This is a genomic window from Enterococcus sp. AMC1086 (genome assembly GCF_058216575.1).
This window is the reverse complement of the sequence record NZ_CM177100.1, coordinates 1,805,532-1,832,097: the sequence shown is the minus strand read 5'-3', so window position 1 is coordinate 1,832,097 and position 26,566 is coordinate 1,805,532. Positions and strand designations below refer to the sequence as shown.

Annotated in this window: 35 protein-coding genes and 1 pseudogene; 28 read left to right on the top strand and 8 right to left on the bottom strand. The window is 36.4% G+C overall.

All coding sequences use genetic code 11. The features are described 5' to 3' along the window. Nucleotides 1-204: 204 nt before the first annotated feature. From AC4BC4_RS08585 to AC4BC4_RS08460, 26 genes are all read left to right on the top strand, one after another. Nucleotides 205-468 carry a hypothetical protein gene (locus tag AC4BC4_RS08585; protein ID WP_490475394.1) on the top strand — a complete coding sequence of 88 codons (264 nt, stop codon included), beginning with the start codon at nt 205-207 and terminating at the stop codon, nt 466-468. Between the two features lie 31 nt (nt 469-499). Beyond that, nucleotides 500-1,300 carry a terminase small subunit gene (locus tag AC4BC4_RS08580; RefSeq protein ID WP_490475393.1) on the top strand — a complete coding sequence of 267 codons (801 nt, stop codon included), beginning with the start codon at nt 500-502 and terminating at the stop codon, nt 1,298-1,300. Further along, a complete protein-coding gene (locus AC4BC4_RS08575) occupies nt 1,287-2,540 on the top strand; it encodes a PBSX family phage terminase large subunit (protein ID WP_490475392.1) in 1,254 nt (417 codons plus the stop codon). The genes AC4BC4_RS08580 and AC4BC4_RS08575 overlap by 14 nt, the downstream gene beginning before the upstream one ends. Before the next feature lie 4 nt (nt 2,541-2,544). Further along, nucleotides 2,545-4,224 (top strand): phage portal protein, encoded by a 1,680-nt coding sequence (locus tag AC4BC4_RS08570; RefSeq protein ID WP_490475391.1) that lies wholly within the window; start codon nt 2,545-2,547, stop codon nt 4,222-4,224. Continuing rightward, entirely contained in the window at nt 4,205-5,017 is an 813-nt protein-coding gene (locus AC4BC4_RS08565) for a minor capsid protein (RefSeq protein ID WP_490475390.1), read from the top strand. Before AC4BC4_RS08570 ends, AC4BC4_RS08565 begins: the two co-directional genes overlap by 20 nt. Before the next feature lie 2 nt (nt 5,018-5,019). Next, nucleotides 5,020-5,292, top strand: coding sequence for a hypothetical protein (locus AC4BC4_RS08560; protein WP_490475389.1), 273 nt, complete (start codon nt 5,020-5,022; stop codon nt 5,290-5,292). 17 nt (nt 5,293-5,309) lie between these two features. Beyond that, complete coding sequence (locus AC4BC4_RS08555; RefSeq protein ID WP_490475388.1) at nt 5,310-5,570, top strand: hypothetical protein; 261 nt, start codon at nt 5,310-5,312, stop codon at nt 5,568-5,570. A 35-nt stretch (nt 5,571-5,605) separates the two neighbouring features. Further along, a complete protein-coding gene (locus AC4BC4_RS08550) occupies nt 5,606-6,304 on the top strand; it encodes a DUF4355 domain-containing protein (protein ID WP_490475387.1) in 699 nt (232 codons plus the stop codon). Nucleotides 6,305-6,315: 11 nt separating this feature from the next. Continuing rightward, entirely contained in the window at nt 6,316-6,672 is a 357-nt protein-coding gene (locus AC4BC4_RS08545) for a hypothetical protein (RefSeq protein ID WP_490475386.1), read from the top strand. A gap of 24 nt (nt 6,673-6,696) precedes the next feature. Further along, a complete protein-coding gene (locus tag AC4BC4_RS08540) occupies nt 6,697-7,707 on the top strand; it encodes a major capsid protein (protein WP_490475385.1) in 1,011 nt (336 codons plus the stop codon). Nucleotides 7,708-7,758: 51 nt separating this feature from the next. Next, nucleotides 7,759-8,109, top strand: a complete 351-nt coding sequence (locus tag AC4BC4_RS08535) for a phage head-tail connector protein (protein WP_438756488.1) — start codon at nt 7,759-7,761, stop codon at nt 8,107-8,109. Then, nucleotides 8,106-8,375, top strand: coding sequence for a hypothetical protein (locus tag AC4BC4_RS08530; RefSeq protein ID WP_490475384.1), 270 nt, complete (start codon nt 8,106-8,108; stop codon nt 8,373-8,375). The genes AC4BC4_RS08535 and AC4BC4_RS08530 overlap by 4 nt, the downstream gene beginning before the upstream one ends. Next, entirely contained in the window at nt 8,362-8,703 is a 342-nt protein-coding gene (locus AC4BC4_RS08525; protein WP_490475383.1) for an HK97-gp10 family putative phage morphogenesis protein, read from the top strand. The genes AC4BC4_RS08530 and AC4BC4_RS08525 overlap by 14 nt, the downstream gene beginning before the upstream one ends. Continuing rightward, nucleotides 8,700-9,086, top strand: a complete 387-nt coding sequence (locus AC4BC4_RS08520; RefSeq protein ID WP_490475382.1) for a tail completion protein gp17 — start codon at nt 8,700-8,702, stop codon at nt 9,084-9,086. Before AC4BC4_RS08525 ends, AC4BC4_RS08520 begins: the two co-directional genes overlap by 4 nt. Before the next feature lie 17 nt (nt 9,087-9,103). Further along, nucleotides 9,104-9,649: a phage major tail protein, TP901-1 family gene (locus AC4BC4_RS08515; protein ID WP_438756484.1), complete on the top strand. Its 546-nt coding sequence runs from the start codon at nt 9,104-9,106 to the stop codon at nt 9,647-9,649. A 20-nt stretch (nt 9,650-9,669) separates the two neighbouring features. Continuing rightward, nucleotides 9,670-9,903, top strand: coding sequence for an Ig-like domain-containing protein (locus AC4BC4_RS08510; protein ID WP_490475381.1), 234 nt, complete (start codon nt 9,670-9,672; stop codon nt 9,901-9,903). Nucleotides 9,904-9,950: 47 nt separating this feature from the next. Beyond that, a complete protein-coding gene (locus tag AC4BC4_RS08505) occupies nt 9,951-10,358 on the top strand; it encodes a tail assembly chaperone (RefSeq protein WP_490475380.1) in 408 nt (135 codons plus the stop codon). Nucleotides 10,359-10,438: 80 nt separating this feature from the next. Beyond that, nucleotides 10,439-10,711, top strand: a complete 273-nt coding sequence (locus AC4BC4_RS08500) for a hypothetical protein (protein WP_490475379.1) — start codon at nt 10,439-10,441, stop codon at nt 10,709-10,711. Then, on the top strand, nt 10,712-14,797 hold the full coding sequence (locus AC4BC4_RS08495; RefSeq protein ID WP_490475378.1) for a tape measure protein: 4,086 nt from the start codon (nt 10,712-10,714) through the stop codon (nt 14,795-14,797). Further along, nucleotides 14,794-15,510: a hypothetical protein gene (locus AC4BC4_RS08490; RefSeq protein ID WP_490475377.1), complete on the top strand. Its 717-nt coding sequence runs from the start codon at nt 14,794-14,796 to the stop codon at nt 15,508-15,510. The genes AC4BC4_RS08495 and AC4BC4_RS08490 overlap by 4 nt, the downstream gene beginning before the upstream one ends. Further along, the gene (locus AC4BC4_RS08485; protein ID WP_490475376.1) at nt 15,510-16,946 is read left to right on the top strand and encodes a phage tail spike protein; all 1,437 of its coding nucleotides are present in this window, start codon (nt 15,510-15,512) and stop codon (nt 16,944-16,946) included. Before AC4BC4_RS08490 ends, AC4BC4_RS08485 begins: the two co-directional genes overlap by 1 nt. A gap of 9 nt (nt 16,947-16,955) precedes the next feature. Then, a complete protein-coding gene (locus AC4BC4_RS08480) occupies nt 16,956-17,687 on the top strand; it encodes a hypothetical protein (protein WP_490475375.1) in 732 nt (243 codons plus the stop codon). A gap of 14 nt (nt 17,688-17,701) precedes the next feature. After that, the gene (locus AC4BC4_RS08475) at nt 17,702-18,187 is read left to right on the top strand and encodes a phage baseplate protein (RefSeq protein ID WP_490475374.1); all 486 of its coding nucleotides are present in this window, start codon (nt 17,702-17,704) and stop codon (nt 18,185-18,187) included. A gap of 29 nt (nt 18,188-18,216) precedes the next feature. Beyond that, nucleotides 18,217-18,510, top strand: a complete 294-nt coding sequence (locus AC4BC4_RS08470; RefSeq protein ID WP_438756475.1) for a hypothetical protein — start codon at nt 18,217-18,219, stop codon at nt 18,508-18,510. Beyond that, nucleotides 18,510-18,776 carry a phage holin family protein gene (locus AC4BC4_RS08465; RefSeq protein ID WP_490475373.1) on the top strand — a complete coding sequence of 89 codons (267 nt, stop codon included), beginning with the start codon at nt 18,510-18,512 and terminating at the stop codon, nt 18,774-18,776. Before AC4BC4_RS08470 ends, AC4BC4_RS08465 begins: the two co-directional genes overlap by 1 nt. Beyond that, nucleotides 18,776-19,747 (top strand): N-acetylmuramoyl-L-alanine amidase, encoded by a 972-nt coding sequence (locus tag AC4BC4_RS08460; RefSeq protein WP_490475372.1) that lies wholly within the window; start codon nt 18,776-18,778, stop codon nt 19,745-19,747. The genes AC4BC4_RS08465 and AC4BC4_RS08460 overlap by 1 nt, the downstream gene beginning before the upstream one ends. 272 nt (nt 19,748-20,019) lie before the next feature. On the opposite strand, the gene AC4BC4_RS08455 is transcribed toward AC4BC4_RS08460, so the two are convergent. From AC4BC4_RS08455 to AC4BC4_RS08425, 7 genes are all read right to left on the bottom strand, one after another. Beyond that, on the bottom strand, nt 20,020-21,504 hold the full coding sequence (locus tag AC4BC4_RS08455; protein ID WP_490475371.1) for a P-loop ATPase, Sll1717 family: 1,485 nt from the start codon (nt 21,502-21,504) through the stop codon (nt 20,020-20,022). Between the two features lie 140 nt (nt 21,505-21,644). Next, on the bottom strand, nt 21,645-22,679 hold the full coding sequence (locus AC4BC4_RS08450) for a hypothetical protein (RefSeq protein ID WP_490475370.1): 1,035 nt from the start codon (nt 22,677-22,679) through the stop codon (nt 21,645-21,647). A gap of 418 nt (nt 22,680-23,097) precedes the next feature. Next, nucleotides 23,098-23,349, bottom strand: coding sequence for a helix-turn-helix transcriptional regulator (locus AC4BC4_RS08445; protein WP_490475369.1), 252 nt, complete (start codon nt 23,347-23,349; stop codon nt 23,098-23,100). A gap of 30 nt (nt 23,350-23,379) precedes the next feature. Continuing rightward, nucleotides 23,380-23,727 carry a helix-turn-helix domain-containing protein gene (locus tag AC4BC4_RS08440; RefSeq protein WP_490475368.1) on the bottom strand — a complete coding sequence of 116 codons (348 nt, stop codon included), beginning with the start codon at nt 23,725-23,727 and terminating at the stop codon, nt 23,380-23,382. A gap of 50 nt (nt 23,728-23,777) precedes the next feature. Further along, the gene (locus tag AC4BC4_RS08435; protein WP_490475367.1) at nt 23,778-23,933 is read right to left on the bottom strand and encodes a hypothetical protein; all 156 of its coding nucleotides are present in this window, start codon (nt 23,931-23,933) and stop codon (nt 23,778-23,780) included. A gap of 20 nt (nt 23,934-23,953) precedes the next feature. Next, nucleotides 23,954-24,283 carry a hypothetical protein gene (locus tag AC4BC4_RS08430; RefSeq protein ID WP_490475366.1) on the bottom strand — a complete coding sequence of 110 codons (330 nt, stop codon included), beginning with the start codon at nt 24,281-24,283 and terminating at the stop codon, nt 23,954-23,956. Between the two features lie 171 nt (nt 24,284-24,454). Further along, complete coding sequence (locus tag AC4BC4_RS08425) at nt 24,455-24,790, bottom strand: hypothetical protein (RefSeq protein WP_490475365.1); 336 nt, start codon at nt 24,788-24,790, stop codon at nt 24,455-24,457. A 226-nt stretch (nt 24,791-25,016) separates the two neighbouring features. On the opposite strand from AC4BC4_RS08425, the pseudogene AC4BC4_RS08420 reads away from it, so the two are divergent. Then, nucleotides 25,017-25,103, top strand: a pseudogene (locus AC4BC4_RS08420) (glucose-6-phosphate isomerase); the annotation flags it as partial. 208 nt (nt 25,104-25,311) lie between these two features. Here AC4BC4_RS08420 and AC4BC4_RS08415 read toward each other — a convergent pair. Further along, complete coding sequence (locus AC4BC4_RS08415; protein ID WP_490475364.1) at nt 25,312-25,653, bottom strand: hypothetical protein; 342 nt, start codon at nt 25,651-25,653, stop codon at nt 25,312-25,314. Between the two features lie 320 nt (nt 25,654-25,973). On the opposite strand from AC4BC4_RS08415, the gene lepB reads away from it, so the two are divergent. Then, nucleotides 25,974-26,519: a signal peptidase I gene (gene lepB / locus AC4BC4_RS08410; protein WP_490475363.1), complete on the top strand. Its 546-nt coding sequence runs from the start codon at nt 25,974-25,976 to the stop codon at nt 26,517-26,519. Nucleotides 26,520-26,566 lie beyond the last annotated feature (47 nt).

Sequence of the window (26,566 nt, the reverse complement as noted above, 5' to 3'; positions counted from 1 at the left end):
TATATTATATACATTACTATTAGTTAATTCAATAGCGTTTTCAATTGTTTTTTTTAAACAAATAGTTTTTTTCTGTTAGTGGCAAGATACTAATTTTATATGCCGGATGTATTGCGCCTACGGTCATCGGTTATGCGGTGGCTTTTTATATTACATAAACCGTCATTCGTGGCGGTTATTTTTGATTAGGGAGGAGCGGAAGCTATGAGCAATAAAACATTAGTAACTTGTGGTGAGTGCGGAGAGTACACGCCAATCATTTATAAGACTGATTACTTAGGTAGCGGCGTACAACGTGTATATGCCGTGTGCAAGTCATGTGGCACGGAAATAACTGTTTACTACACTGACAAAGAGATACGACAGTTGCTTAAGAAGCAGGAGAAAACACCAATAGGAACTAAGAAAGGTGAACTCGCTGAATCGATTAACAATAAAATGCAAAAATTGAGAAAACGATTTGAATAATCATATTTAACGGAAAGGTGGTGACGCTGATGTGGAGAAAAGAGTAATAGCATTTAATCTATATAAAGATAGTAAGGGTGCAAAACCTTTAAAAGAAATTGCAATCCAAGTTGAAGCGTCATCTGGAACTGTCAGAGGGTGGAAATCTCGATATAAATGGGATGAGCTTATAGGCAAGGCACCTCCTGAAACGCAACGCAACGTTACAAAAGAAAAGTGTAGCGCTACAAATAGCGTTACGCCTCAACCCGTAATAGAGAATGACAATTTAACGGAACAACAAAAGATGTTCTGTTTATTCTATTTACAGCATTTCAACGCAACAAAGGCGTACCAACAAGCTTACCAATGTGATTATCAGTCAGCTAATGCTAATAGTAGGAGATTGATAGTAAATGATAGTATAAAAAAAGAGTTACACAGGCTTAAAGCAGAGTTGCAACAAGAAACCTTTGTTGATGTGAAAGACTTAATACAAGGATACGTTAAACAAGCATTTTCCGACATATCAGACTATACAGAATTTGGTCAGGAACTAGTTGAGTTTGAGGATGGTGAAGAACGCCCAGTATCGTTTGTAAGGCTTAAAAATTCCGAAGAAGTGGACGGGTCACTTATCCAAGAGGTTAAAAAGGGTAAAGATGGCGTTTCCGTTAAACTCTACGATAAGCAGAAGGCTATGAGCGAGCTTATGAAGTACTTGGGCGGCGATGCTTTGAGGCAGGCACAAATTACAAAAATGCAGTCAGCAAACGAAACAACTGAAACGACTGAAGATAAACTTGATGAGTTACTTAACAAGATTAGCGGTGAATTAAATGGCACTAACTGATGTATATAACGCAAAACAGATTGAGGTACTGACAGAAACAATAAAACAAGATTGGTTTATAACGTTGTTGCATGGAGCGAAGCGCTCAGGTAAAACGAAAATAAATAATGACTTATTTCTATTCGAGTTAAGACGTGTTAGGAAAATAGCCGATGACGAAGGCGTAAAAGAGCCGATGTACATATTAGCTGGTGTTTCCAGTTCAACGATTCAAAAGAACATATTACAAGAGCTTTATAATATGTACAACATCGAACCTAAGTATGACAAACACGGAAATTTTAAGTTGTTTGGAGTGAAGGTGGTACAAGCATATACGGGAAATATTGGAGGCGTTGGAGCTATTAGAGGTATGACAGCTTTCGGCGCTTATGTAAACGAAGCATCGCTAGCCAAGCGAGAAGTATTTGCTGAAATTGTTTCGCGTTGTTCTGGAACTGGCGCAAGGATATTAGGCGATACAAACCCGGATAACCCAGAACATTGGTTAAAAAAGGAATATATTGATAATCCGAGTAAGAATATTAAATCGTTTCATTTTGAATTGGATGATAACACATTTTTGGCTGAACGTTATCGAGAAAACATAAAAGAAGCTACCCCAAGCGGGATGTTTTACGATCGAGACATAAAAGGCCTGTGGGTATCTGCCGAAGGTGTGGTTTATCGAGATTTTGATGCAAGTGTACATTATGTACAATCCGAATCATTGCCGAAATTATCAACATATTATTGTGGTGTTGACTGGGGATATGAACACTGGGGGTCTATAATCGTTATCGGCGAAACAGATGACGGGGTATCATATTTAATAGAAGAACATGCCTCACAGTATGAAGAAATAGATTATTGGGTGGATGTAGCGAAAGGGATCCAATCCCGTTACGGGGCTAGGGTGCCTTTTTGGTGTGATAGCGCAAGACCCGAACATGTCGCCAGATTCCAACGAGAAGGCATAAAGGCTCATAATGCAGATAAGGCAAGATTATCTGGAGTTGAATCCGTAGCAAAACATTTCAAAACAAACAAACTTTTTATCTGTAGAGACAAAGTAGAAAAGTTTAAAGACGAAATATACCAGTACGTATGGGACAAAAAGAAAGGCGAACCTATCAAAGAATTTGATGATGTACTCGATTCACTTAGATACGCAATTTATAATCAACACAAACCAAAACCAGAACCAATAAACGTCAAGAAAACGATAAATACATTCAAGAAATTAGGATTAGGTAGGTGATTAAATGACAATCAAATTATTAAACGGATCGAGATTTGACGCAGAGGCAAACAAAGTATATCGAGTTCCCGTTAAGAAACTTCCAAAAAGGACAATGGAGTATGCGGATGATTCTGTAGAGGAAGTGATTGATTTTGAACACGAGGATGTTTTCAAGATGATTGTCACATTCGTTAAACATCATCAAGAAAAACAAGTTCCTCGATTGCAAGAGTTAAAGAGGTACTCAATCGCTCAAAACAATATTAAATTCACAGAAGATAAGAGCAGTGATCGAGCAGATAATAAAATTGCTAATGATTGGGGTAGGTTTATTGTTAATTTTAAGAAAGGTGTACTTTTAGGTAATCCTTTAAAGTATAGTGGCGATAAAACTATAGCTGATAAGATTAATGAATTTTCTAGCCAATCAAACGAAGATTACCACAATCAATTGGTAATAGATGATGTGCTTGCATTGGGAAGAGCATTTGAATATATAGGGCGTGACGAATTCGGAAAAGAAATGATGGTTAAGTTCAATGCGGAAGAAACGTTTATTATCTATGACACATCTACAAACAAGAATTCGGTGTGTGGTGTACATTATTATAAAGTTGAATTTAATGATGAAGTAACTAGCTATATAGATGTTTATGCCAATGACGGCTATTTTTATCAGTATGAGTCAAAAGAACAAGACTATGATAATTCTACTCTAGAAGATAAACACCAAACGTATTTTAATACAGTTCAAATCAACGAATGGATTAACAACGATGAACGTCTAGGTGATTTCGAAACAGTTTTAGATAATATTGACGCTTACGACCTGTCTCAATCTTCTATGGCAAACTTTCAACAGGATTCTTCAGAGGCATATTTGCTTATTAAAGGAAATCCGGAAACGGCAGCGGATGAAGATGGAGAAAACTCTAAAAGCGAAGTTTTGAAAGAGATGTTACAAGCCAGACTATTAGTATTAGGTGATAAAAAATATTACGGTGAAGGTCAAACGGGGAGCGAACCAGATGCGCGCTATCTAAAAAAAGAATATGATACCCAAGGGACTGAAGCTTACAACGACCGATTAGTTTCAGATATGTTACGTTTCACATCATTAATTGATTTCACCGATGAAAATATAGGAAGTAATCAATCTGGAATCGGATTCCGCTTTAAAGGCTGGGGAAGTGACAACGATAGAAAAAACAAAGAACGCATGGTGAAGAAAGCTATCATGCGCCGATTGAGATTACTCACGCACTCATGGTCATTGAAAGACAATCTGAATAAACCACAAGGCTTCGTCGATAAGGTGAAGTCTATTTTTATGGATCCAGACGAAGAACAAGAGTTATTGTACGAAAAGGTAAATGCTATAGAAATCCTCTTTACTCCGAACGTTCCGCAATCTGATGAGGAAATCATGAAAGTTATTGCTGGTATGGTTGGGATTGTATCCGATGAAACGTTATTTGAGATGGCTGAAAAATTAACTGGTGTTCCGGTAAAAGAGGAGCAGTTGAGGGTCGCTAGCGAAAGAACAGAAGATTCTGAAGGCAAAAAGACTGTTGAAAATTTAATTAGCGGAGTAGGTGATAACGATAGCGAAGAATCACTGGATGAATCGAGAGAGGCTGAACGCTCAAGAAGTCGAAAGACGTATGCAGAAACGGAACCAATTGATAAAAAATCAACTTGAGTTAGCTAGATTCGAAATATCAAAAGATATTGAGGCGTTTTGGAATCAGTATGCTGAAGAAGAACGAATCACCTATGCTGAAGCAAGGAAACGAGCTAGCAAGATGAATGTAGAAGCCTTTTCCAGCAAAGCTAAAGAGTATGTTAAACGAAGAGACTTTACCAGTAAAGCTAACAAAGACTTAAAACTGTACAACTTAAAAATGCGAATTAGTCGTCTGCAGTTACTACAAAATGAGATCGGATTGGAAATAGCTAAAATGGGTGATCTAGCAGCGGAAGAGATGTACAAATGGTTTAAAGAAAACATACAAACAGAATACAAACGACAAAGCGGTATACTTGGCGAGTCTATCAAACTGACCAACTCCCAAATAGAGGCGCTTATTTATCGTTCTCATGAGTATGCTGATTTCATGGATGTTTGGGATAATCACCGAGAAATACTTAATACGGAGCTTAATAGGATCTTACGGCAGGCTCTAATATCGGGTAAAAATCCCAAAGTATTTATAAGAGATATTCGCAGAGCTTTTGATGCCACTTATTCGCAAGCTAAGCGACTGCTGGTGACAGAGACGACAAACTTGCAGACGTTTGTACAAGCTGACTGTATAAAACAAGCTGGCTATGATCGATTTGAGTTCGTGCCTGAAAGTAGTGCTTGTCCTGTTTGTTTATCTAAACAGGGTAAATCATATTTATTAAAAGAACTGCAAAGAGGGGATAATGCGCCGCCTATCCATCCTAATTGCCGCTGTAGTATCGTTCCGTTTGTAGAAAGTGAGGTGTAATGATGGAGAATGCGAATGGCAGATTTATTTGCCCGAATTGTGGAGAATTAACACCGTTAATCTCTAAAAAAGATAAGATGGAAAACAAAATAGAGCATATTTACTACGTATGCCAAGCTTGCAAAGGCAAGACTACAATTTGCTTTACAGATAAAAAAATAAGAAAACTTATTAAGAAGCAACAGGATAATGTTTGCGAATCGAAAATAACAGAATTAGCAGAAAAGATTAATTTGTTGATGGATGAATTGAGAACTCAAATAGAGGCTTCTTAAGAAAGAGAGGTGTGACGATGAATATCGAGAAAATAGTAGAAGACTTTAATGCAGAGTTAAAAGTTATCACCGGATTAGAAGAGGAATTAGAAAAATTACAAACTGTAATGCATATCGATTTCGCATCTGTTTCTGATGAAGATGGAACAAAAACATATCTACAAGGAAAAGAGTGCATGTTTATCAATGAATCATGGTGCGAAAGAATCAATTATCTGCTTGATAAAATCAAAAAAATGAAAGAAGACTTCGCAAAAAAATGGGAAGCTCAAGTCTAGCAGATCACTAGGCTTTTTATTATGTCCAAGCATTGATGACTTTAAAAGCTATGGATGTGCAAGCATTTATCCACGTTAAAAGATATGGGAAAGGAACGATTATCATGAAAAGAACGAAATTGAAAATGAACTTGCAGTTTTTTGCGGAAGATACAGGATCAAATGGCGGTGGTGATAATCCGGATAACACTACTACCGAAGAAACTGTAGAAGCAACAGAAAAAGAGCAAGAGGCGAACGAACCCGATAAAAAATATTCGGACGAAGATGTCAATAAAATCATTGATACTAAATTTGCTAAGTGGAAGGCAGAACAGCAAAAAGAACAAGACGAGGCAAAGAAGCTAGCCGAAATGGATGATAAAGAAAAAACTGACTACGAGCGACAAAAGCTACAAGAAGAAATTGACAACCTAAAAAGAGAGAAAACTTTAGTTCAAATGGCAAATACAGCTACATCAATGCTCGCTGACAAAGGAATTCAAGCAAGCGAAGGCATTCTTTCGTTTGTCGTCAAAGACAGCGCAGAAGCTACGTCAGAGAGAGTAAAAACGTTTGTCGAACTAATTGAGGGCGAAAGAGAAGTCATCAAAGCAGACTTTGAAAAACGTTTAGGGTCTAAGATACCTCTTGATGGCACAACGTCAGCTACTCTTTCTCGTGGAGCGCAAATGGCGAAAGAAGCCAACAATCAAACTAAACAGCCTGAGAATGATCTTTGGGCAACTAAATAGGAGGAATTTAAATGGTCTATGTAAAGAAAAATCAAACGTACAAAGATATTAATATTTTAAAAAGTGCCGACTTCTTGTCTTTCACAAAACAAGTTGATGGGACACATGCTGGTGTAGTTGATGGCATATTGCCGGCCGGTTCAGTGTATCCGAAAAACGATGCAACAGCAGAAGGCATCACGATTAACGATGTAGATGTTTCAAATGGCCCGCAACCTGTTGGTGTGATTGTAGAAGGACATATCTTAATTGATCGCTTACCAGTTAAACCGACTGATGAAGCACAAACTGCAATGAGAGAAATTAAGTTATACGACGCTGCAGGTAAAATGTTATCACTACCAACTGCGCCAAGTGGCGGACAATAAGGATAAAATAGGAGGAATAAACAAATGGCAAATATTGCAGAGTTATTTTCACAAAAAAATGTATTAGATTATGTAAATGATCGTCAAGCACCAATTCTATTAGGAGAGTCACTGTTTCCGTCTCGAAAAGTACAAGGATTAGAATTTGATGTGTTAAAAGCGGGTTCTAAGATTCCTACAATTGCTAGCGTACACGCATTTGATACAGAGGCAGAGATCGCTTCTCGTGTTGCTTCGAAAAGCGCTCAAGAACTAGCATTTATCAAACGTAAAATCCAATTGAAAGAAAAGGATCTAATTGCATTACGAAACCCACGCACTGCGGAAGAACAACGTTATTTAGAGCAAGAAGTATACAACGATGTATATTCAATGGTTGGTTCTGTAAACGCTCGTGTAGAAAAAATGCGTATGGAAGTTTTAGCAAACGGTACTGTAACACTTGATGAGAATGGATTAGACTTGGTTGTTGACTACAACGTTCCAGAAGAACATCAAGCGAATGCTGACTTTACTAAAGCAAATACAGATATTATCGGATTATTAACAGAATGGGCATCAACTTTAGATACTATGCCTACAAGAATGCTGACATCAACTAAAGTTCGTAATGCTATTTTACAAAATACAGGCGTAAAGGCATACTTCAAAGATGCTGGACTATTACCTACTCCTGGATCGTTAAATCAAATGTTACAACAGTTTGGGTTGCCAACTATTGCGACATACGATGCGAAATACAATAAAGAAAATGCATCAGGAATTTTAGTTAAGGAAAGGTATTTCCCAGAGGATAAATTAGTTATGTTTGGATCAGAAAACCCCGGTGAATCTATTTTCGGAGTGACGCCAGAAGAATCTCGTTTAGTGTCTGGTGGTTCAAATGATTATAAAGTCGGCAATATTATTGCTATGGTTTACGAAGAAAAACTTGACCCAGTCGGAACATGGACTAAAGCTGCTGGAACTGCATTACCAAGTTTCCCAGAAGCAGACAACGTATTTCAAGCTACAGTATTGCCGTCATTGAAATAAATGAGAGGTTAGTCATTGACTAGCCTTTTTATTATTCAGAAGGAGGCTTTTATGGACGAATCAACTATTTTATCTGAAGTTAAGCGGACGCTGGAAATAGAAGAAGATGATTTAGACAAACAATTGACAGATTTTATCAAGCGTATTACTCAGCAATTGAACGTTCGCCTAGGTTTCTTAGATGCTGTTCCTGAGGTTTTAAACTATATAGTGGTGGAATGTACCATTAAACGATTTAACCGAAAAGGGAACGAAGGAATGAACTCCTATGGTCAAGAAGGGGAAACAATCAACTATGGAAAGCTTTTAGATGAGTTTCAAGATGATATCGAAGCTTGGAAAACCAAAGAAGAAGCAGAAAAGAATGTTACTCCTAGGAGAGGGGTTGCTAATTTTCTATGAGGTACGACAAACGGATTGTTTACTTTGACAGTAAAAAAGCAGAACAAGACAGCTATTTTGCCAATGTTACTGAGGTAAGTGCAGATAAAATTTCCAACATGTTTCCTGATATAAAAGAGCAGATAGTTATTTTTAGAATTGGCAGACCTTTAGAATATCGTAGCGGGTGGATCAAAATTGATGAAAAATACTACAAAATTGTAAAAAGCCAACGTTTGAGAAACGCATCAACTTTTTACGGAGCTGAGCATCGTGGGGAACTATAACATAGGATTTGAAGGCATAGAAGCCCTCTTGAATGGAGTTGTAGAAGCAGGGAAGCTGGAAGATGTCAAAAAGATAGTCAAACAAGATACAGCGTTTATGGCAAAAGAAGCAGCTAAAAATACTCCTGTAGAAACTGGTTATTTAAAGAGGTCAGAAACACCATCAATTAAAGATGGTGGAATGACCGGAGAAGTTACAGCTTCCGCCGATTATGCCGCATATCAAGAATACGGTACACGATATATTTATGGGAAATTTTATATGAAGAAAGCTCAGAATGTAGCTGGGCCACAGTTCTTAAAAAATATAGAGAGGTTGATGAAATGAATAATCCTTATATCGAGATTTATGATGGTATTTTCAAAGCCTCTGAAAAATTAGGTTTTGAAACGTATGATTATTTACCGGATGATGAGGCCTCCTACCCATATGTGTTTATAGGCGAGCAATTTAGTAATGACCAACAAACGAAAACAAGGACACTTGGGAAAACAAACTTGATTATTCATGTTTTCGGCTACGATCACAAACGCCGTGAAGCAGATCGGATGCTTGGAGAACTCAAAAAAGCGATATACGAAACTAGGAACACTGAACATTTCAGTTGGCAAGCGATTGCTAGCGACACACAAACATTTTATGAAAATACTAGTGGAGGTGGAACTAACCTTGTCCATTGTGTTTTAGATATAACATTACAATTCCAATAATAAGGAGAGATAATAATATGGAAAAAGCAATTCATGGTAAAAATGTCAAATTAATGTTCCGCTTACAAAAAGAGCGGGCATTTAAAAAAGCAGGAATATTGGCTTTAGAAATGAGTCATACCTATAACCGAGAAACTAATGTGGATACTCAAGCTACAAAAGATGGAAGCGTGGCTTCAGGTGGTAGCATTGAGTCAAATATCGAAATGGAATTCCTGAAAACGAACACAGATGTCTTTAATATGCTTGAATACGCATACGAAAAAGGTGAAGAGATTGAAGTGTGGCGAATCTTTTTTGATAATCCTGTAGAAGGTGAAGAACGTAAGTACAAAGCGCAATATGGTACTGGTATTTTAGGCAATTTTCCTGATGCTGCGGAGGCAGAAAGTAACTCCACGGTATCGACCACGCTTAATTTAAATGGCTTACTAGTAAATGGTGAAGCGACAGTCGATGCAGAGAATGATGAACTGGCAAAAGCCTTCTTCTACGATACTATCGTTGATGCGAAACCACAAGAACCAAAAGCAATCTATGAGCCACAAACAGCGCCAAAGTAGTAAGCCCCGATAGTATCACATTGGATAAAACAGATGTAACTATCGCAATAGGGGCAACAGATACGCTACTGGCTACCATACTACCTGAAGAGGCACAGAGTAAAACGGTGCAGTTTATATCGTCTAATCTTCAGGTGGCTACAGTTACCCCAGTACAAGGGAAAGTGACTGGTATTGCAGAAGGTGTTACCACGATTACAGCAACAACAATTAATGGAAAAACAGCAACAAGTACGATAACCGTAACTGAGTAAAGGAGTGGGAAATTATCCCTCTCCTTTTTATATTAGGAGGAAAACATATGTCTAAGAAAGCAACAAAAGCAGTAGTTACAATTGATGGCAAGAAATACCCTTTAGTATTTGGATTTAAATTTTTGAATGAAATTAATGCGCTACCGAACGACACGAAAGAAGTTGATCGATTGACCTTATTGATTGGTGGTTTAATCGATGGGGATCCTGAATCTTTAAAGCAAGTTTTATCAGCTAGTCTAGTTACTTATGATGAATTGTCAGAACAAGATATTATAAATTACCTCGAAACATCTGATGAGGTGGAGAATTTATTTGAAAATTTTATCGGGTTCTTAACATCAGCGCCATTGTTGAAGAAACGAGTGACGAAAATCAAAGAATCAATCGAGAAAATGATGCAAATGGCAGAAGATCAAGTGGAGACAGCAATGGAGCAAGCTATGACGAACTAGTATTAGCTTGTTTTCGTTCTTTCCAAGGAATCACTTTAAAAGAAATTGAGTGTATGACTCCTTGGGAGTTCGGTTTAAGAATGAAAGCACGCCAACTTAACGAGAATGATAAGGCACGAGATATATTTCTTGCGGGATTGGCAAATCGCATGTTCAAAACCATGAATAAAAAAGGTGATAAATTTTTATACAAAGAAGTTGAAGATGTTTATCCACATTCAAAAAACGAGAAAACTATTTTAGGTTCATTAGGACAAGAAGATAAAAAAGAAATCAAAGAAGATTTGTATGAAATGCAGGCACGATTACAGCAAGCCAAGGCGCTTTTAGCACAGAGGAAAGGAGGAAACTAGATGGTAGAATCCAAAAGCGTCACAGCCGTACTACGAGCAAAAGATAATGGGTTTACTTCCACTTTTCAAAAAGCTAGTGGTTTGCTCGGAAAGTTTAGCTCTGGCGCAAAAGGAGTTACAGGTAGCGCGGGTGGAGTTGTTTCTAGCATGAAATCTATTGCGGGTGCTATGGGTCTTGTAAAGGTTGCTGGTATGGCAGTATCTACAGTGACAGGTAAAATATCGGCCGCGATGGGTCGTGCGGATACGATGGACTCATTTAATAAAACATTGAAATTAATGGGATATTCTGCACAAGAAACGGCTGCTGGTCTAGATAGCCTAAAAGGCATCACGAAAGGTACAGCATATGGTTTGGATGTCGCAGCAAAAGCCACACAAAACTTTGTTTCCCGCGGAATGGAAATCGGTGCAGCTACTAAATCCGTTGGCATATGGGCGGATGCAGTCAGCGCATACGGAAAAGGTACGAACGATGAGTTGTCAGGCGTTACCGATGCATTAGCTAAAATGCGAACTAAAGGGAAAGTCGAAATGGATCAGCTCAACCGATTGTTTGATGTCGGTATTGATGCGGTAGGTATGTATGCTAAAGCGATGGGTCGTAGTTCTAACGATGTTCAGGAATCTTTATCAAAAGGTGAGATAAGCGCTGCAGACTTCCTGGATACTGTTGAAACAGCCATGACAGAAGGGACTAATGGTGTTGTAAAAGTAGTTGGTGCTGCTAAAAATGCTGGTACGACATGGCGTGGGGTAATTGACAACATGGGTGCAGCGGTTACTCGTGGTGTATTGGCCATGATCACTCAGTTTGATGAACTAGCTAAGAAACTAACCGGATTGACGATCAAAGAATGGATTGCAGCTACTGGCAAATTTGCAGAAGAAAACTTGACCAAAATTGCTACTGCCGTAGGAGGAATGGCTGAAAAGGTTAAGGATTATCTTACTTTACTCACTCCATATATCGATATTTTGAAACAAGCGTTTAAACAAATAGCGCCAGCTGTTTCTACTGCTTTCACGGACGTGTTGTCATCTGCGGCTGGATTTAGTAAAGCATTTATAACTAGCAAAGGAACTATTGAGAGTTTTAGAGATGTTGTTCAAATGGTCTCTGCTAAAATTGTCCAGTTTTCAGGATATATTTCTGCTAATGCGGATAAGATTGGGTTGTTGATAACTCAAATACCTAAGCTTGTTTTTGCTTTTAAAGGGCTACAAATCGTTAATGGCGTTGGAGGATATTTTGCTTCATTTGGTTCGTCAGCTTTAGCTTTAGTTGGAGATATTTCTAAATTAAACACTGAACTTGGTACTAAGTTAATGAATGGGGCTACTATTGCCAAAGGCGCATTCAGCGGTTTGTTCAATTCATTCCAAAGTGGACTATCAACTTTCACTAATGGAGTGGGGACATTCGTGTTAAAAAATAGAGAGATTTTTAACGCTACAAAGCTACTGCACTCCACTGGGAAAACTAATATTTTTGAATCCTTTACGAAATCAATTATAGCGTTTGTTCCAGAATCTAGAAATTTTCTTTCAGGTATAAATATGATGCAAAGAAGCTTATCTTCTTTTGGGCAAAAACTTTTTACTCCAATCACTTCAATGAAAACATTTTTTGCACAAATGCAAGCGGGCGGTAGTGTCACAGCTTATTTCAGTCATCTGATGAAAAATGCTACAGCTGTTGTAGGGAGCAGTTTTAAAGGCATGGCATCTGCAGGGGTATCAGCCATAAGAGTTTTAACCACCGCAATGTTATCTAATCCCATCACTGCATTAATCCTATTACTAGGAGTTGCAATTGCTGGTCTAGTTGCAGCATGGAGGTCGAATTTCCAGAACATTCAAGGCTTCACAAAATCTGCATTTAGTGCAATAGGCAATTCGATTAAAAGTTTAGGATCCATGTTCAAAGGTTTTGAACCTGTTCTTAAAGTATTAGGCAACTCATTTAAATGGTTGGGTATAATCTTGGGTGGCGCTTTATTAGTGGCATTAGCCTCAATTGTAGATGGTTTTAGGTCTTTAGTCTTTGCTGGCGTAGCTGTAGTAAAAACAGCCTCGGCAGTCGGAAATGCAATTAAAGGTTTGTGGGCAAAAATGAAAGGCGATAATAAAGGTGCTGATAAGGCATTTAAAGACATGAAAAATGATTTATCAGGAATCAAAGACGATTTCAAAAACCTTATTGATAATTCAGCAATGAAAGGCGTAGCTGAATCAACAAAAGAATTAGGCAAAGAAACGAATGCAGCTGGTGAAACTATAAAGGCATTAAGAGCAAATATAGGTGAGACAAATGATGGTTTAGGTACTTATTCGGCGAAATTAGATGAAGCGAAACAAAAATTGACAGATGCATTTAATGTCGAAAGTGCGAATACTGCAACAGAAAAATATTTTAAGACTACACTTGATTTACTTGACTCGATCAAAGAGAAACAATTGTCTGCAACCGATAATTACAATAAACAAATCGAGGCGGCAGAAGGAAAATCAGAGGAAGCAAAACAAAAAATCTATGCGGATGCAGCAGCTTTGTATACCGAGACAGTTAAAAAAGGTAATGACGACATGCTGACTGTATACAAAGATTACTCTAAACAACTAAAAGAAAATAAAAATGTTGAAGGTCAAGCATTGAACGACCAACAACGACAAGCTTTGCAAGAAGGAACTGAAAGTATTAGAACGGAATTAACCAAGCAGAATCAAGATTTTGTGGATGCAGCAGTTAATAGGATGGCCAACGGGCAAAGGTTGAGCGATGAAGAACGGAAGCAGGCTGTTGATAGTCTTCGAACACTAGGCGAGATACAAGCTGAACAGACTAAGGTAAACAATGACCAGATAAAAGTATTGGAAGAGCAACGAAGCAAAGCTAAAACAGAATCAGAAAAAGCGGCGTTCCAAAGCCAAATAACTAGTTTACAAGAAAACAACGCTCAAATACTTGAAACTGAAATGACTCAAGGTGCTCAACTTATTGATCTTTTATCACGAGGTGGGCAAGAGCAGGCTTTGACTGTCGCTAATGGATTGGCTCAAATGAAAGGCGTAACTGATACGCAATTGGCAGGCATTTATCAATCTTACGTCAAGATGGGTGCAGATACTGATGCTCAAATGATGTTGTTATCAGGTTTGTTACGTCAACGCGGTATCGATTCAAGTAATGGATTAGTGCAGGGGTTAATGACAAACGACCCTTCATTGTGGGCAAATATGAGCAAAGAAGATATTGTGAACACTTTAAATGCTCTACCTCCTGAAATGTTTACGAACGGCCAAACTAGTAAAAATCAACTATTAGACGGTTTGAAGTCGGGAACTACAGACATGGATGCTGTAGGGAAAGCCTTAATGCAATCTTTAAATAAAGGACAAGAATCTCAAAAGCCTAACACAATAAAAGTATCGAAGGATAACGCTAGGTCCGGTTCGGATGCGGCTAAAAAAGAGAAAAGTCAATATGAGGCTGCGGGAAATGCAAACGGTAGTGGTTTTGTTAGCGGGATCAACAAACAGAATCCAAACGCAAAAGCGTCAGGAACGAACCTTGCCAATTCTGCAGAATTAGGGGCTAGATCAGTCGACTTTGTACCTACAGGAAGTAACATGGCAGCTGGTGTGGCGACAGGGATAACGGCTGGAAAAGATGGTGCAGTTAGTGCTATGAAAGATTTGGTTACGGCAGTAAACGAAGAAGCTAAGAAGAAAGCTGAAATAAAATCTCCTTCGCGTTTATTTAGAGATACTGTCGGCAAATTTATTGCTCAAGGAGTTGCGGTTGGTATCGAAGAAGACACAAAGCTTGCTGTAGCTAGTGCTAGAAATATGATTGATGATATACAGGGAGCCGTAACAGACAAAACGAACAAAGTATCTACTGAGTTTAATGTTGAGTATCAGGCTAATAACCAACTTAAAAATACGCTGGATGAAATGGTTGATACAATCAAAAATATGAAAGTTGTATTGGATAATGGTGCATTGGTTGGAGGTATAGGCAATCAAATGGACGGTTTTTTAGGGGGTCAAGCAAGTTATGCTAGGAGGTATCGATCATGACGGAAATTATTGAGTACGTGGAGATGGGACGATTTAATAGCAAAGAATCTGGCTTTTACGTCATAGAACATAGTGCTCCTAGTCCAGATGAACAAGAAATTATTGAATCGATACCTTATATGCAAGGTGTGTATGATTTTTCTCGTTTATTAGGAGAACGTGTTTTTGAAAATAGAAAAGTAGAAATCAAACTTTACCGGCCTCAGGTAATTTATGATCAGCGTAAGCTGTTGGAGCAAGAAGCGAAACAACAGTTAATGTTGAATGAAATTATGCCCATTTATGATACCTGGTTAGACGGATGCCATTGGCTCGGGAAATGCGAGAGCGTGACAGCAGAAGACAGTCATGAATACAATTCATTAACCCTGTCTTTAGTATTTGATTGTTATCCTTTTGCTTTAAAAAATGCGAACGGCTATTCCGATGAATTCGATATCGATTACTTTGTAGATGGAATTGATCAATGGACAGGCTTCTGGGTGCGTGGGCAACGTAAAATATTATTAGCAAATGAGGGAGTAAACGCGACAAGCCCGACTTTAATAGCTACCGCATCGATGTTCATTTTATTAGAGGATGGCTTACGAATTGAAGTGAAGCAAGGAGAGAACACAGATATCTTTTTCAAGTTAAATCGGGGTGAAAACTATTTAACTATCTTTGGTACTGGGCATATAAGCTTTACGATGGAACAGGATGTGATGGTCTGATGTACAGGATTACGCTTTATAGTCATGCTACAGATAAAGAGGGCTTGGTTGTCCATGAGCCCGCTAATTATGGCAATAAAATTGTATCTGGTGAATTGGATTTATCGCTTGAAGGTATTGGGATCAGTACGTTTGATTTTGCTATCAATATCAATAACCCCGCCTATCGGAAAATAGAGCCAATTATAAACATGGTCGTTGTACAAAGTCCTGATAAAAGTGTTTTGTTTCACGGAAGAGTCGCCAAGATAACGAATGCAATGGATGGAGACGGAAATTTTGTGGAAAAGATTCTTTGTGAGGATCAGAAAGCGTATTTGTATGACAGCACACAGAATTATTTAAAACCACAATTGATGACGGTGAGTAATTTTCTAGAACGGGCATTAAACACTCATAACAGCCAAGTAGATGCATACAAGAAAATTTACTTAGGAAAAGTGACTGTAAATGATGACGAACCTGTTTATCGTGGTTTTGCATATGGTAAGACAGCAGAAGTAATTAAAGATAAGTTGCTAGACCGCTTAGGCGGTTATTTTATTTTAAGAACCAGTGCAGGTAGATTATATCTGGATTATTTAGCAGATTATGGCTCAGAATCTACTACACCATTACAAATAACAAAAAATTTAAAAAGTGCTGAACGAGATATTGACGTAGCAGAGTTAGTAACTAGAATCGTGCCGCTTGGTCAAGATATTGAGACGTCAAGCGAAATTGACATAGGAACGGATTTTTCCCGGCCTAAGGTAACAATTGGAAGTTTAAACAATGGAAAGGATTATTTAGTTGATCAAAAATTAGTTGATAAATTTGGAGTTATTCAGGGAGAAGTTGAATTCCCTAATATAACGGATAAATATACTCTGAAACGTAGAGGTGAAAGCTACTTGAGAGCTCAGCGGTTAATGTTGGTGACGTGGACCGTTGAAGCAATAGAACTAGGGTTGTTGGATAGTAGATACGAAATGATCCAAATAGGTAATTCTTATCCCATAGAAAATGAACTTCTTTATGGTAGAGAATCATTACAAGTGATTGAGAAAAAAATTGATATTTTGAATCCTCAACGAATCACTCTGACTATCGGAACTGGAAAGAAAACACTCTCTCAATATCAGCTTGGGTATCAAGGCCTTCAAGAAACTCTTGAAACAGTTAAAGGAAGAATCACCGAAAGTGGTAAAAACGTCGCTGATTTGCAAGCACAAGCCATTGCATTTAATGAAAAAGCAATCGAATTGGATCAAGCTACCGCAGTGATACCAGAGTTACAAACAAATGTGACAGCGCAAGGAGAAACGCTTAGCAATCAAGGCACTACTATCCAAGCGCAACAAGTAGAGCTTGCTGCACAAAATAGTAATTTACAGAAACAGCAAAAAGAAATTGATGATTTGAAAAAAATTATCGAAGAATTGCAGAAAAAGTAGGTGTAAAAAATGCCAGAACAAAAATTTTATGATACACAGCCGACGGGCGAGAACACTGAGGTGGAATATAGGGATCCTACAGATGTAGATGAAGTAGAAGAAGCAATCAAATACGGTGAAATTGATGAACTATCACAAAAATTCGCTCTCTGGATTAGAACTAAGATGTGGAGACGACATGTTCGTGAGGCTTTAGCCAGAATGATGGAATATACAAGCGTTTTGTTTAATAAAATAAAAGATTTATCTGAAGATACGTTGAAACGTCAAGAGCAGGTAGAACAACGCCAGACTAGTATTGAACGCCAGATGGTGGATGTTATAGCTAATGTAACTGTGGATAGCGAAGTGATCAACGCGAGGGATAGCGAAACTTATGGTGCTTTTCCTGTTTTAGATGGCCGTTTAGAAAATATAGAGAAATTACTCATCACTTTTGTTCCGGTTGGATTCGACGTAACGATCAACCATGATTTGAATGCGCCGCCAACAGTAAATGTCAGAACGTGGACATACGGTTTAGGGGTAGTGCCAATAGGAACAGAACCAGCCGGTTTATTCGGCGGATCTGCTAGCCAATCTGTAGCATCGCAAGTTACACATAAAGATGCGACAACATGTGTCGTGTCTGTGCCGTATGCTTACAGAACGGATGGCGAGCTTGTCAAAATTGATAATACACATTACTTAATAATCGACGAGGAAACGAAACAATCGTTGATGTTTGAGCTGTTTATTTAAAGGAGGATATACAAATGGAGCTAAAGAAAATTTATCGCGGTATGGAGAATAGCGCTGAAGCAGTACAAGAAAATTTTGAAGTGGTAAAAAAGGAGATACATGAGGTTGGGGCAGTGATCAGCAATGTATTAAAAGACTTCGATCCGAATACTGTTTACACGGGCACATGGGAGCGTATTAAAGGGAGGATGCTTGTAGGCGTAGACGAAAATAATACAAAATTCAGTACGGCCAAAAAAATAGGAGGAGCAGAAAATCATATTCATGAATTAGGTGATGGATCTGTATATGCACAATTGAGACTCACTTCTAGTTCTTTAGATAGCAAAAATGTTCCCTATGCTGTGGAATGGTCAGTAAATACAACTAACAGCTCTCAAATGGCTTTTAAATCAGGATCAGGGATGCAAAGCGGAGGTGTAAATGTTGTAGGGAAATCCGACTCACAAAGCAATTTACCACCATATTATGCAGTTTATATGTGGGTACGAACAGCTTAATTAAAACATATTTAGAGAGTAGGTGACATATGAAAATTGAAATTATGGTGCTTTTAACCGTTGCATCCATTTGTGCAAGTATCTATTTTGGCTTGGTTAATTATCGCAGAAATCAAAAATCAGAAGATAAAAAAGAAGCTGCCGAAGCTACTGGCATGTTAGTTGATCTTCGCAATATTAATAATGGTGTTACGAGAATTGAAAATGATTTAAAGACAATACGAGAAGAAAACAAGGAAAGCCGAGAAAGACTGATTATTGTTGAGCAATCAACTAAACAAGCTCACCGAAGAATAGACAAAATAGAAGGAGGAGAAAAATAATGGATTTAGAACAATACTATATTGCAATCGTAGTCCTTGCATGTTTAATTGTGGGGTATTGCATCAAACATATCAAATGGCTGGATGAAGTAAGTAATCAATATATTCCGACTGTATTAGCTCTTTTGGGGGCTTTTTTAGGTTGTGTGGCAAATCAAGGCGTAAGCTTGGAAAACATTGTTTATGGCGCTTTGAGCGGTCTTGCTTCAACAGGATTGCATCAATTGTTTAGTCACTTAATCGAACAACGAAAGGATGAGGAGTAATGTTACCAATTCAAAGACAAATTAGTCCGTTTAATTATTTTTCAGGTAACAACGTTGAATACATTGTAGTGCATGATGTAGGTACAAAGTCCACTGCTAAAAACAATATAGATTATTTTTCTGGCGGTAACAGAGGAGCTTCAGCTCATTATTTTGTAGATGACAATTCTATTTGGCAATCGGTAGAAGAATCTAACGGAGCTTGGCATTGTGGAGACGGATATGGACGTTATGGTATCGACAATCAAAATAGTATTGGGATTGAAATGTGCCTACCATCTGGAACTGTGACGGCCAAGACAGAACAAAACACACTGGAGCTTGTACAGTACTTAATGGCCAAATATGGTTTATCTAGTGATCGAGTAGTACGGCACTATGATGCATCAAGGAAAAACTGTCCTGCTCAATTTAATCTAGATGGCAATTGGAGTCGATGGGTAGCTTTTAAAGCTAAGTTGAATCAGCCCGTTAGTCCAACGCCAGAGAAACCAGCATCCAAAATAATTAAACGCAAGCATAATCAGTACAACACAGTACGACCAGAACAAAGTGGTCATGTCAAACCAACAAACGGATTATCCTATATGGTCCATTTAACAAGATATGGGTGGGGACCGCTTATGGAATCGGGGCAACTTGCTGGTTCTGTCGGACAAGGAAACACGATTGAGGCAATCAATGTTTTAATCAACGGATCAAAAGATTGGGTAAACATTGAGGCTCACAAAGCTGGGTCTGGATGGGATAAAGCCAAAAGAGGTGAAGGTGGATCAACTGGAAAAGGGATTCGTATAGAAGCGCTTAAAATGACCCTCAACGGCATATTGAAAGATCAGTACAAAATTGTCTACCGTGTACACCAATCATCAATTGGTTGGTCTGAGTGGGTAAGCGATGGACGACAAGCTGGTATTATTGGACAAGGTAAAGGCATTGAAGCAGTTGAGATTAAGTTGGTAAGGAAGTAGTGAAATGGCCCTCCTTTATTTGGAGGGCTTGTACATAGTATTTCGGGAGAATGATGGGTGTAAACTGAAAGTGTTAAACACAATTAAAAATTTATAATATGTTTACTAAGTATTAATTCTTTTGCTTGACTTTTGATTTATTTGCTTATACTATTAAATTATAGAAAATAGTAAAAAATTATCAAAGATATTCTCTTAAGTGGAGAACTTTTTGGTGATGGACATAGTGTCTTAGGGGAGGAGAAGTTTTTACACTTATCCTTCCCTATTTTTTATCTTAAATTCAAATATTTTAGCAATCCATAGTGAGTAACGAATCTGGAGTTATCATGTGGCTCGGTTATTGCATTACTTCTATAGTAGAATTCTAATGTACCGTTTTTGTTCATTAATCCTATCAAACCGAGTTTATACATGACTTTAAGAACTCCAAGCAAATCATTGATATCTATTTTAGAATTATTATTCATAAATTCCTCAAGTTTTGAATACTTGAATTTTTTATATCCCCGCTCTTTTATCAAGTCTAAGGTACTTTTAATATCTTCAGAAACCTCTTGTATTTTTATTTCGCTCAAAGTTATTTCATATAGCCATTGTGAATATTTCGTTAAACACTCAGTCAGTTGAGATACAAATATTTTTTTGCTATCTGGGAACTCTTCCTTCAATATATTTAGAAATTGTATAATTTCTCTTGGTCTACCAAAACTATACTCTAATAAATAATCCAGTATTGCTCTTTCTTTATCAAAAACGGCTTCATACAATTCTTCGTCGCTCAATTTTTCACACTGTGGGACACTGAATCTGATTTTATGAATTAGCATTTTCATCAGTGGGTGATTTGTGGAACGACCTTTTTTGTTAAAATACCAGTCTATTTCAATGCCGAAGTCAGTAATAATCTTTATCAAATTATGAGAGCTGGATACCATCAATTCTTTTATATCGCTTCTAATTACATGTATCACTCTAGCTTTTTTAGTTTTATTTCGAAAAGAACTATTTATATTATCGGCGGCATATACCATAGTTTGCATTAAGCGAACAAATTCATCTTTCGGCATTTGTTCTTCAAGTTGATCCATATCATCATAAATCAGATAAAATTCTTCATTATCTGATATCAAAGAGAATACTTCTTTTTCTATTTTAGATAAAATTTGATAATAATCAGCTTTTTTTAATTGATTTGATGTAGTGGATTCTGCAGACAATCTGCTACTCAACCCACCCTTGATACTTGCTGGACTTTTTGCAAGTTCACCACCTACCGAAACAGACTCAATTTCGGTTGTTGCAGAAGTATCAACAATTAATTGTATATCATTCAATAAAGACCGTAAAATTTTCGCTCTTTTTTTTCTTGAAAAGTACCAAAAAGGCAGACTTTCAATTTTCGTGCAAATCAGTTCACCCAGTTCACGGAAGTAAACATATTTCCAAAAAACTAATAACTCTTCATTAATTAAATTATTACGACTGAAAGATAAGAGCTTTTCCTCTAAAAAATCAGTTGCGTATAGATTTTTTACAGAGTTGTGTTTGTTTTTCCTTTTATTTTTAGAGAAATAATTAGCTAATAAAGTTTTTCCTGCGCCTTTTTGCCCCGTGATGATAAAGTAATTTTCTTTGTCTAATCGTTCATAGTATTTTTTATCATCATAAAATAGAGAGAAAAAATTATCCTGTTCGGCTTCGTTTTTTCCATCAGTTTTCCCAAAATCTATTTGACTTAGTTTAAAAGTATCCAAATCTTCATCTCCTTCACAAGTAATAATGATACCATAAAGTAACTATTAAGTGTCATATAAGTTCTGGATTATAAAAGCCCTCACGATTATGGGGGCTTTATTTTTTTATACCAATCAGATATAAGAGAATAATTTTCCCTTTAGATAAGGTCTTTCATTTCTTTGGGTGCTTCTTCGGATGGTTCAATTTCGTCTGGAATATCAACTATCCATTTAGCAAATGAATCACTCTTTTTATTTTTTAAATAAATTTGTACAAACGAAGTTATAAACAATAAAATGAATAGTGAAATTAAAAAGATCAGAAGCCTATCTTTTGTTGTATTTGGATTAAAAATATAAATGGAAATTGACCATGCAAAAATAAACTCATAATAAATAAACTTAATTCTGTCGAAACTTGTAAGAATATCTTCGGAAATTTTCATAAGTTCAATATTTTTCTGATTAGAAAAAAGCCGCAAGATTGTTTTAGGAGTACATATAAAAGTAAAAAGCGTGGTGAGAATGGAAATGGAACCAAAATTTTCTTTATTTATTATAGAAAATATAAACGAGAGTAAAATTGCAACAATAATAATAGATATCTTTATTGCTGTTCGTATTATTTTTTGTTTCGCCGTGACATCTTTTTTCTGCAATGACTCAGGTAACATACCGTTCATTAATAGAGAAATAGATATTGGGAAAAAGCAAAGGAACATGATTTGAATAATCGTCGTCACAAAAGAAACAACCGGTCCAGCAGCTCTGTACGGTTCGATATTGGGAAAGTTGAAATTGAATAATAAATTAAAAAAATTATGAAATTCTGCACTGATAACAGTGAGCCAAAACAAAGCTACATAAAGAAGAAGAAGAAATGTAGGGAAAAGTAAAATTGATAGTAGTCTGTCTTTGCTCTTTAGGTAAGAACGCCATTTTTTTATATAAAAAATTATTGCAAAAATATTAAATACAAAGAATATAATTCCCACAGCGAACTCAATAAACATAAGTATCGCAGATTGCGAAGGTGTATGAATAATTTTTATGACAAAAAATTCAAGAACTAGAAACAGCAAAAGTGAGATAGGTGCTAAACATTGAAGGATAGCTCGGTAATGATAACTATCTATGCTCCCATCCGATAGTTTATCTTTCAATTTAAAGTATATTTTTTTTAATATATTCATAAATTTCCTCCTTTTTATTATGATTATAAACTATTTGTTACTAAATTTGCAATTCTAACTTCAACATCTATGTTCAATACTAAATACTTTTATAATTCCAGCTTATATAAGTGAGTGGTGAAAAGCAGGAGTTTATGCCCGCCTTTTGACAATCCCACCCAACCACTATAAACTAAAAAAGAACGTACCTATCTATACGTTCAACACAATCGTGCCGCTCCCTCATCAAGAGCGGTATTTTTTGTTGCACAAACAGAGGGTACGTGCTATTATAATTTTTCCGTTTTCAATTGCATTCGTTTGCGGAAACGAGCGAGTGTGTAGTATTAAGAAAAGCCTATCTCATTTAGTTGAGGTAGGCTTGTTTTGTTTATAAACTAATTTCTGTACAATAAAATTCTCAAAAGAGGAGAGGAAATTATTTTGTTTCGAAAATAAAGACTTGTTCTATTGGTTTGCCGAACACATCAGCTATGTCATGAGCTAATAGTAAACTTGGAGAAAATTCTTCTCGCTCTAACCGGTATATAGTTTGATAAGATACACCTACACGCTCACACAATTCAGTCTTTAGCATACACTTTTCTTCTCGTAATTCTCTTACTTTATTTTTAAACAAGTAAGTAGCCTTTTTTTCACGTCTTGGCTTAGGGCATAATTCTCTTTTCAAAAAATCACATCCACTTGCAATTGTAATAATTTATTCATTATTTCTACCACTTTCTACGTAATCGCTAATAAAAAATGTATAAGCAATCAGCATTTTATCATAGCTAGTCATTTTTCTTGTCTCAGCGTCCCAATGTTCTAGAGTTCTGATTGGGATATTATAAATTCTAGAAAATTGCGCCCGACTGATTTTTTTATTTTCGCGCATCTGTTTTATAGACATATGGGCTAAGTCATAAATAGATGCAAGGATAACCCCTAACTGCTCACTGCCGAAACTATCCATCCAATCTTGCCAACCTCGTTCCGCAGTATACAGTTCTAAGTCAGTGTATTCTAAAGCTTCTTGATACAGCGTTGCAAATAATTCAAATTTCATATTATTACCTCTTTCAGATTTAAGTAAGAGAGGGGAGGAGACCCCTCTAATTAGTAATCAATTCCTTTGTTCAAACGTTTTTTCTCGCCATCAATTTGAATATCGATAAAGTTTGTCGAAGTACCGATTTCTTCTAACAATTGTTCAATGCTGTAAAATTCCTCCGAGATAATCACGTCTTGATCTAATACATAAATTTTTGTCATTTTAGTTTCCTTCTTTCTTATTACGCAATTTTGTTTTTAAAGTGATCAGCCATTTTTTTGATATAATCCATACTAGCATATTCTTTATTACTTCTAGCTCGACTTACAAAGTAATGAATTTTCGCCATGTCGATGTTTGCGCCTTTTTCCAAAGCTTTGCTAGCGTTTGTATGGATGCTATTTAATAAAGCCGCTCTTTCTTGACCTTCTTCTACAGATGCCATTTCAGCGTTGTCAGCTAGAACAATTCTAAGGCTTTCTGCAAAATATTCTTTTTTAGAACCTCCGAAATCAATTGCTCCTCTTTCTGCTAATTCCCATGCTGCTGTAAATATTTCTGATTTAGTCATTTTAATGATCTCCTTTTTTTCTCTTACTTGATTACATACTTAGCATACCACCCATTGGTCGGTATGTAAAGTGTTTTGCGTAAAATATTTAAACTTTTTTTCAAAATAAAAATCCCTACTATAAAAGTAGGGACTAAGCTATTCTAGATAAGGGTTTAACCAAAAAGATATTCATGTATCAGCACGCTTTATATCGTCGAATAAATATTCAACTTGTCTTGTTTTCATTTTAAAGTCAGTCCTTTTATATACTTTATTGGTTGGTAAAGTTAGATATTGCTGTTGATCTGTATATTCAAAAACTATAAAATGATCAATCTTTTCAAGAGGGAATGCAAGTAAGTAATCTCGCTTTTTTATCTTAGGAAATGACCATAGATTATAAATGGTTCCCTCAATATTCAATCTTTTGGAAGATACTTTTCTAAATGGCACAAGGTTTAAAGAGTAAAAATATTGAGCTGGTCGTATATGTTCTTTTAGATGCACGGTTTTTACGTATCTCATTTCAATCACCTTGATGACATTATACGAACTATTGTTCGTGTTGTCCAGAACGAGATACTTTATCGTTAGTAAAGTGAGATAATTAAATTACAATCAAGCGTTTTTGGTGGCATTTTGGTGGCATATTTTAGATAAAAGTGGCAAAAAAAGATTTTTATGATAAACAAAGACAACGAAAATACTGATGTATCGCCAATTATGGCTACTAATATAGGTATAATAAAGAAAAACTTATAAGAAAAATATGTTCGCTTTACTTGGTAAACCTGGTTTTGAAGAATTAGCAAAAGAATTGAATGCACGTTTGAAATAAGTTAATTGAACAGAAAATACCGTTAATTGGAAATTGATCCTTTTAACGGTATTTTTATATCAATTAAATAGAAATTACTGTTTCCTTTACAAAAAAAGTTCAACTCATTTATAAGATCATTTGTCCGTGTAAAATAGTTTGACAGTTTTTAAGCAAGTTGATCGAATGATCTGATTATTGGCCCAATCATGGTGGATCTTTAGTCTAATTATTTAAAGTCTTCGTCTTTTGGGTAAGGCAGAACATGCAATGAATAATCCTCTTCAACCGTTTCTTCAGATTGTGTTTCCTGAGTATAACGATTATCATTGTAAGTATCTTGATTAAAATTGGACTGTTGGTTCGATTCATTCAGATCAACGTCATTTGTCTGAGATGATGTGGTGATATCATTTTGAGCTAATCGTTCTTTAGCAGCTTGTTCTACTTGACGGGTTTTATCGTAACGTGATTTTTTTTCGCCACCTGTAAAAGTTAAATAGATAATCAATGCGATCATAATAATCGTTACTATAATTAAACCAATAAACATGCCAAATGAGATAAACATGATAGTAATCCTCCTTTATCAATGCTGTGCTTCTTCAGTTTATCAAATGTTTCGTGTACAGTCATCTATTTTTCTCGAAAATGAGTAATTAAGTTTGATTAAGTTTAAAAACGAAATAGCCTAGTATCTATTCCAATAGAGAATGTTAAAACGGTAACTAAATTACTAAAATGCGCGTCAATTTTTTTATTTCATTTAATAATTTAAGATCCTACTCTTTAAATTATTAAAAGATGCCTTAAAATTTGCATAAAAAGAAAAGAATTCTGTAGAAAATCCGTTGTCTGTGGTAAAATATAGAAAGTAAGTTTTTTGGAGGAATGAATTTGAAGTCTAAAGAGTTATTACATACAGTTTTATTTTTTGTTGGTTTAGCTGCACTACTGTTCTTGTTAAGGCAATTCGTTTTTACGCCCGTTGTGGTCAAAGGACATTCAATGGATCCGACATTAGCTGATGGTGAACGAGTGATTGCTTTAAAAAACACGGAAATCAAACGTTTTGATATTGTGACATTTCCTGCACCAGATGAACCGGATAAGAATTATATCAAGCGAGTGATTGGTATGCCTGGAGACACGATCGAGTCTAAAAATGATATTTTGTATATCAATGGTAAAGAGGTAAAAGAACCTTATTTGGATGAATTCAAAAAGGACTTAACAGATGGCTCACCTTTAACCTTTGATTTCACATTGAGTGAAGTTACAGGTGATAAGAAGGTTCCAGAAGGTGAATATTTTGTGATGGGTGACAATCGCAGAAATTCAAAGGATGGACGAATGATCGGCTTCATTGATAAAGATAAAATATCAGGTGATGTTAAATTTGTTCTATGGCCGTTAAATCGTTTTGGGACGATTTAAATAGTTACGCAATGAATGCAATATAAGAAAGTTCTCTTTTGATTAAG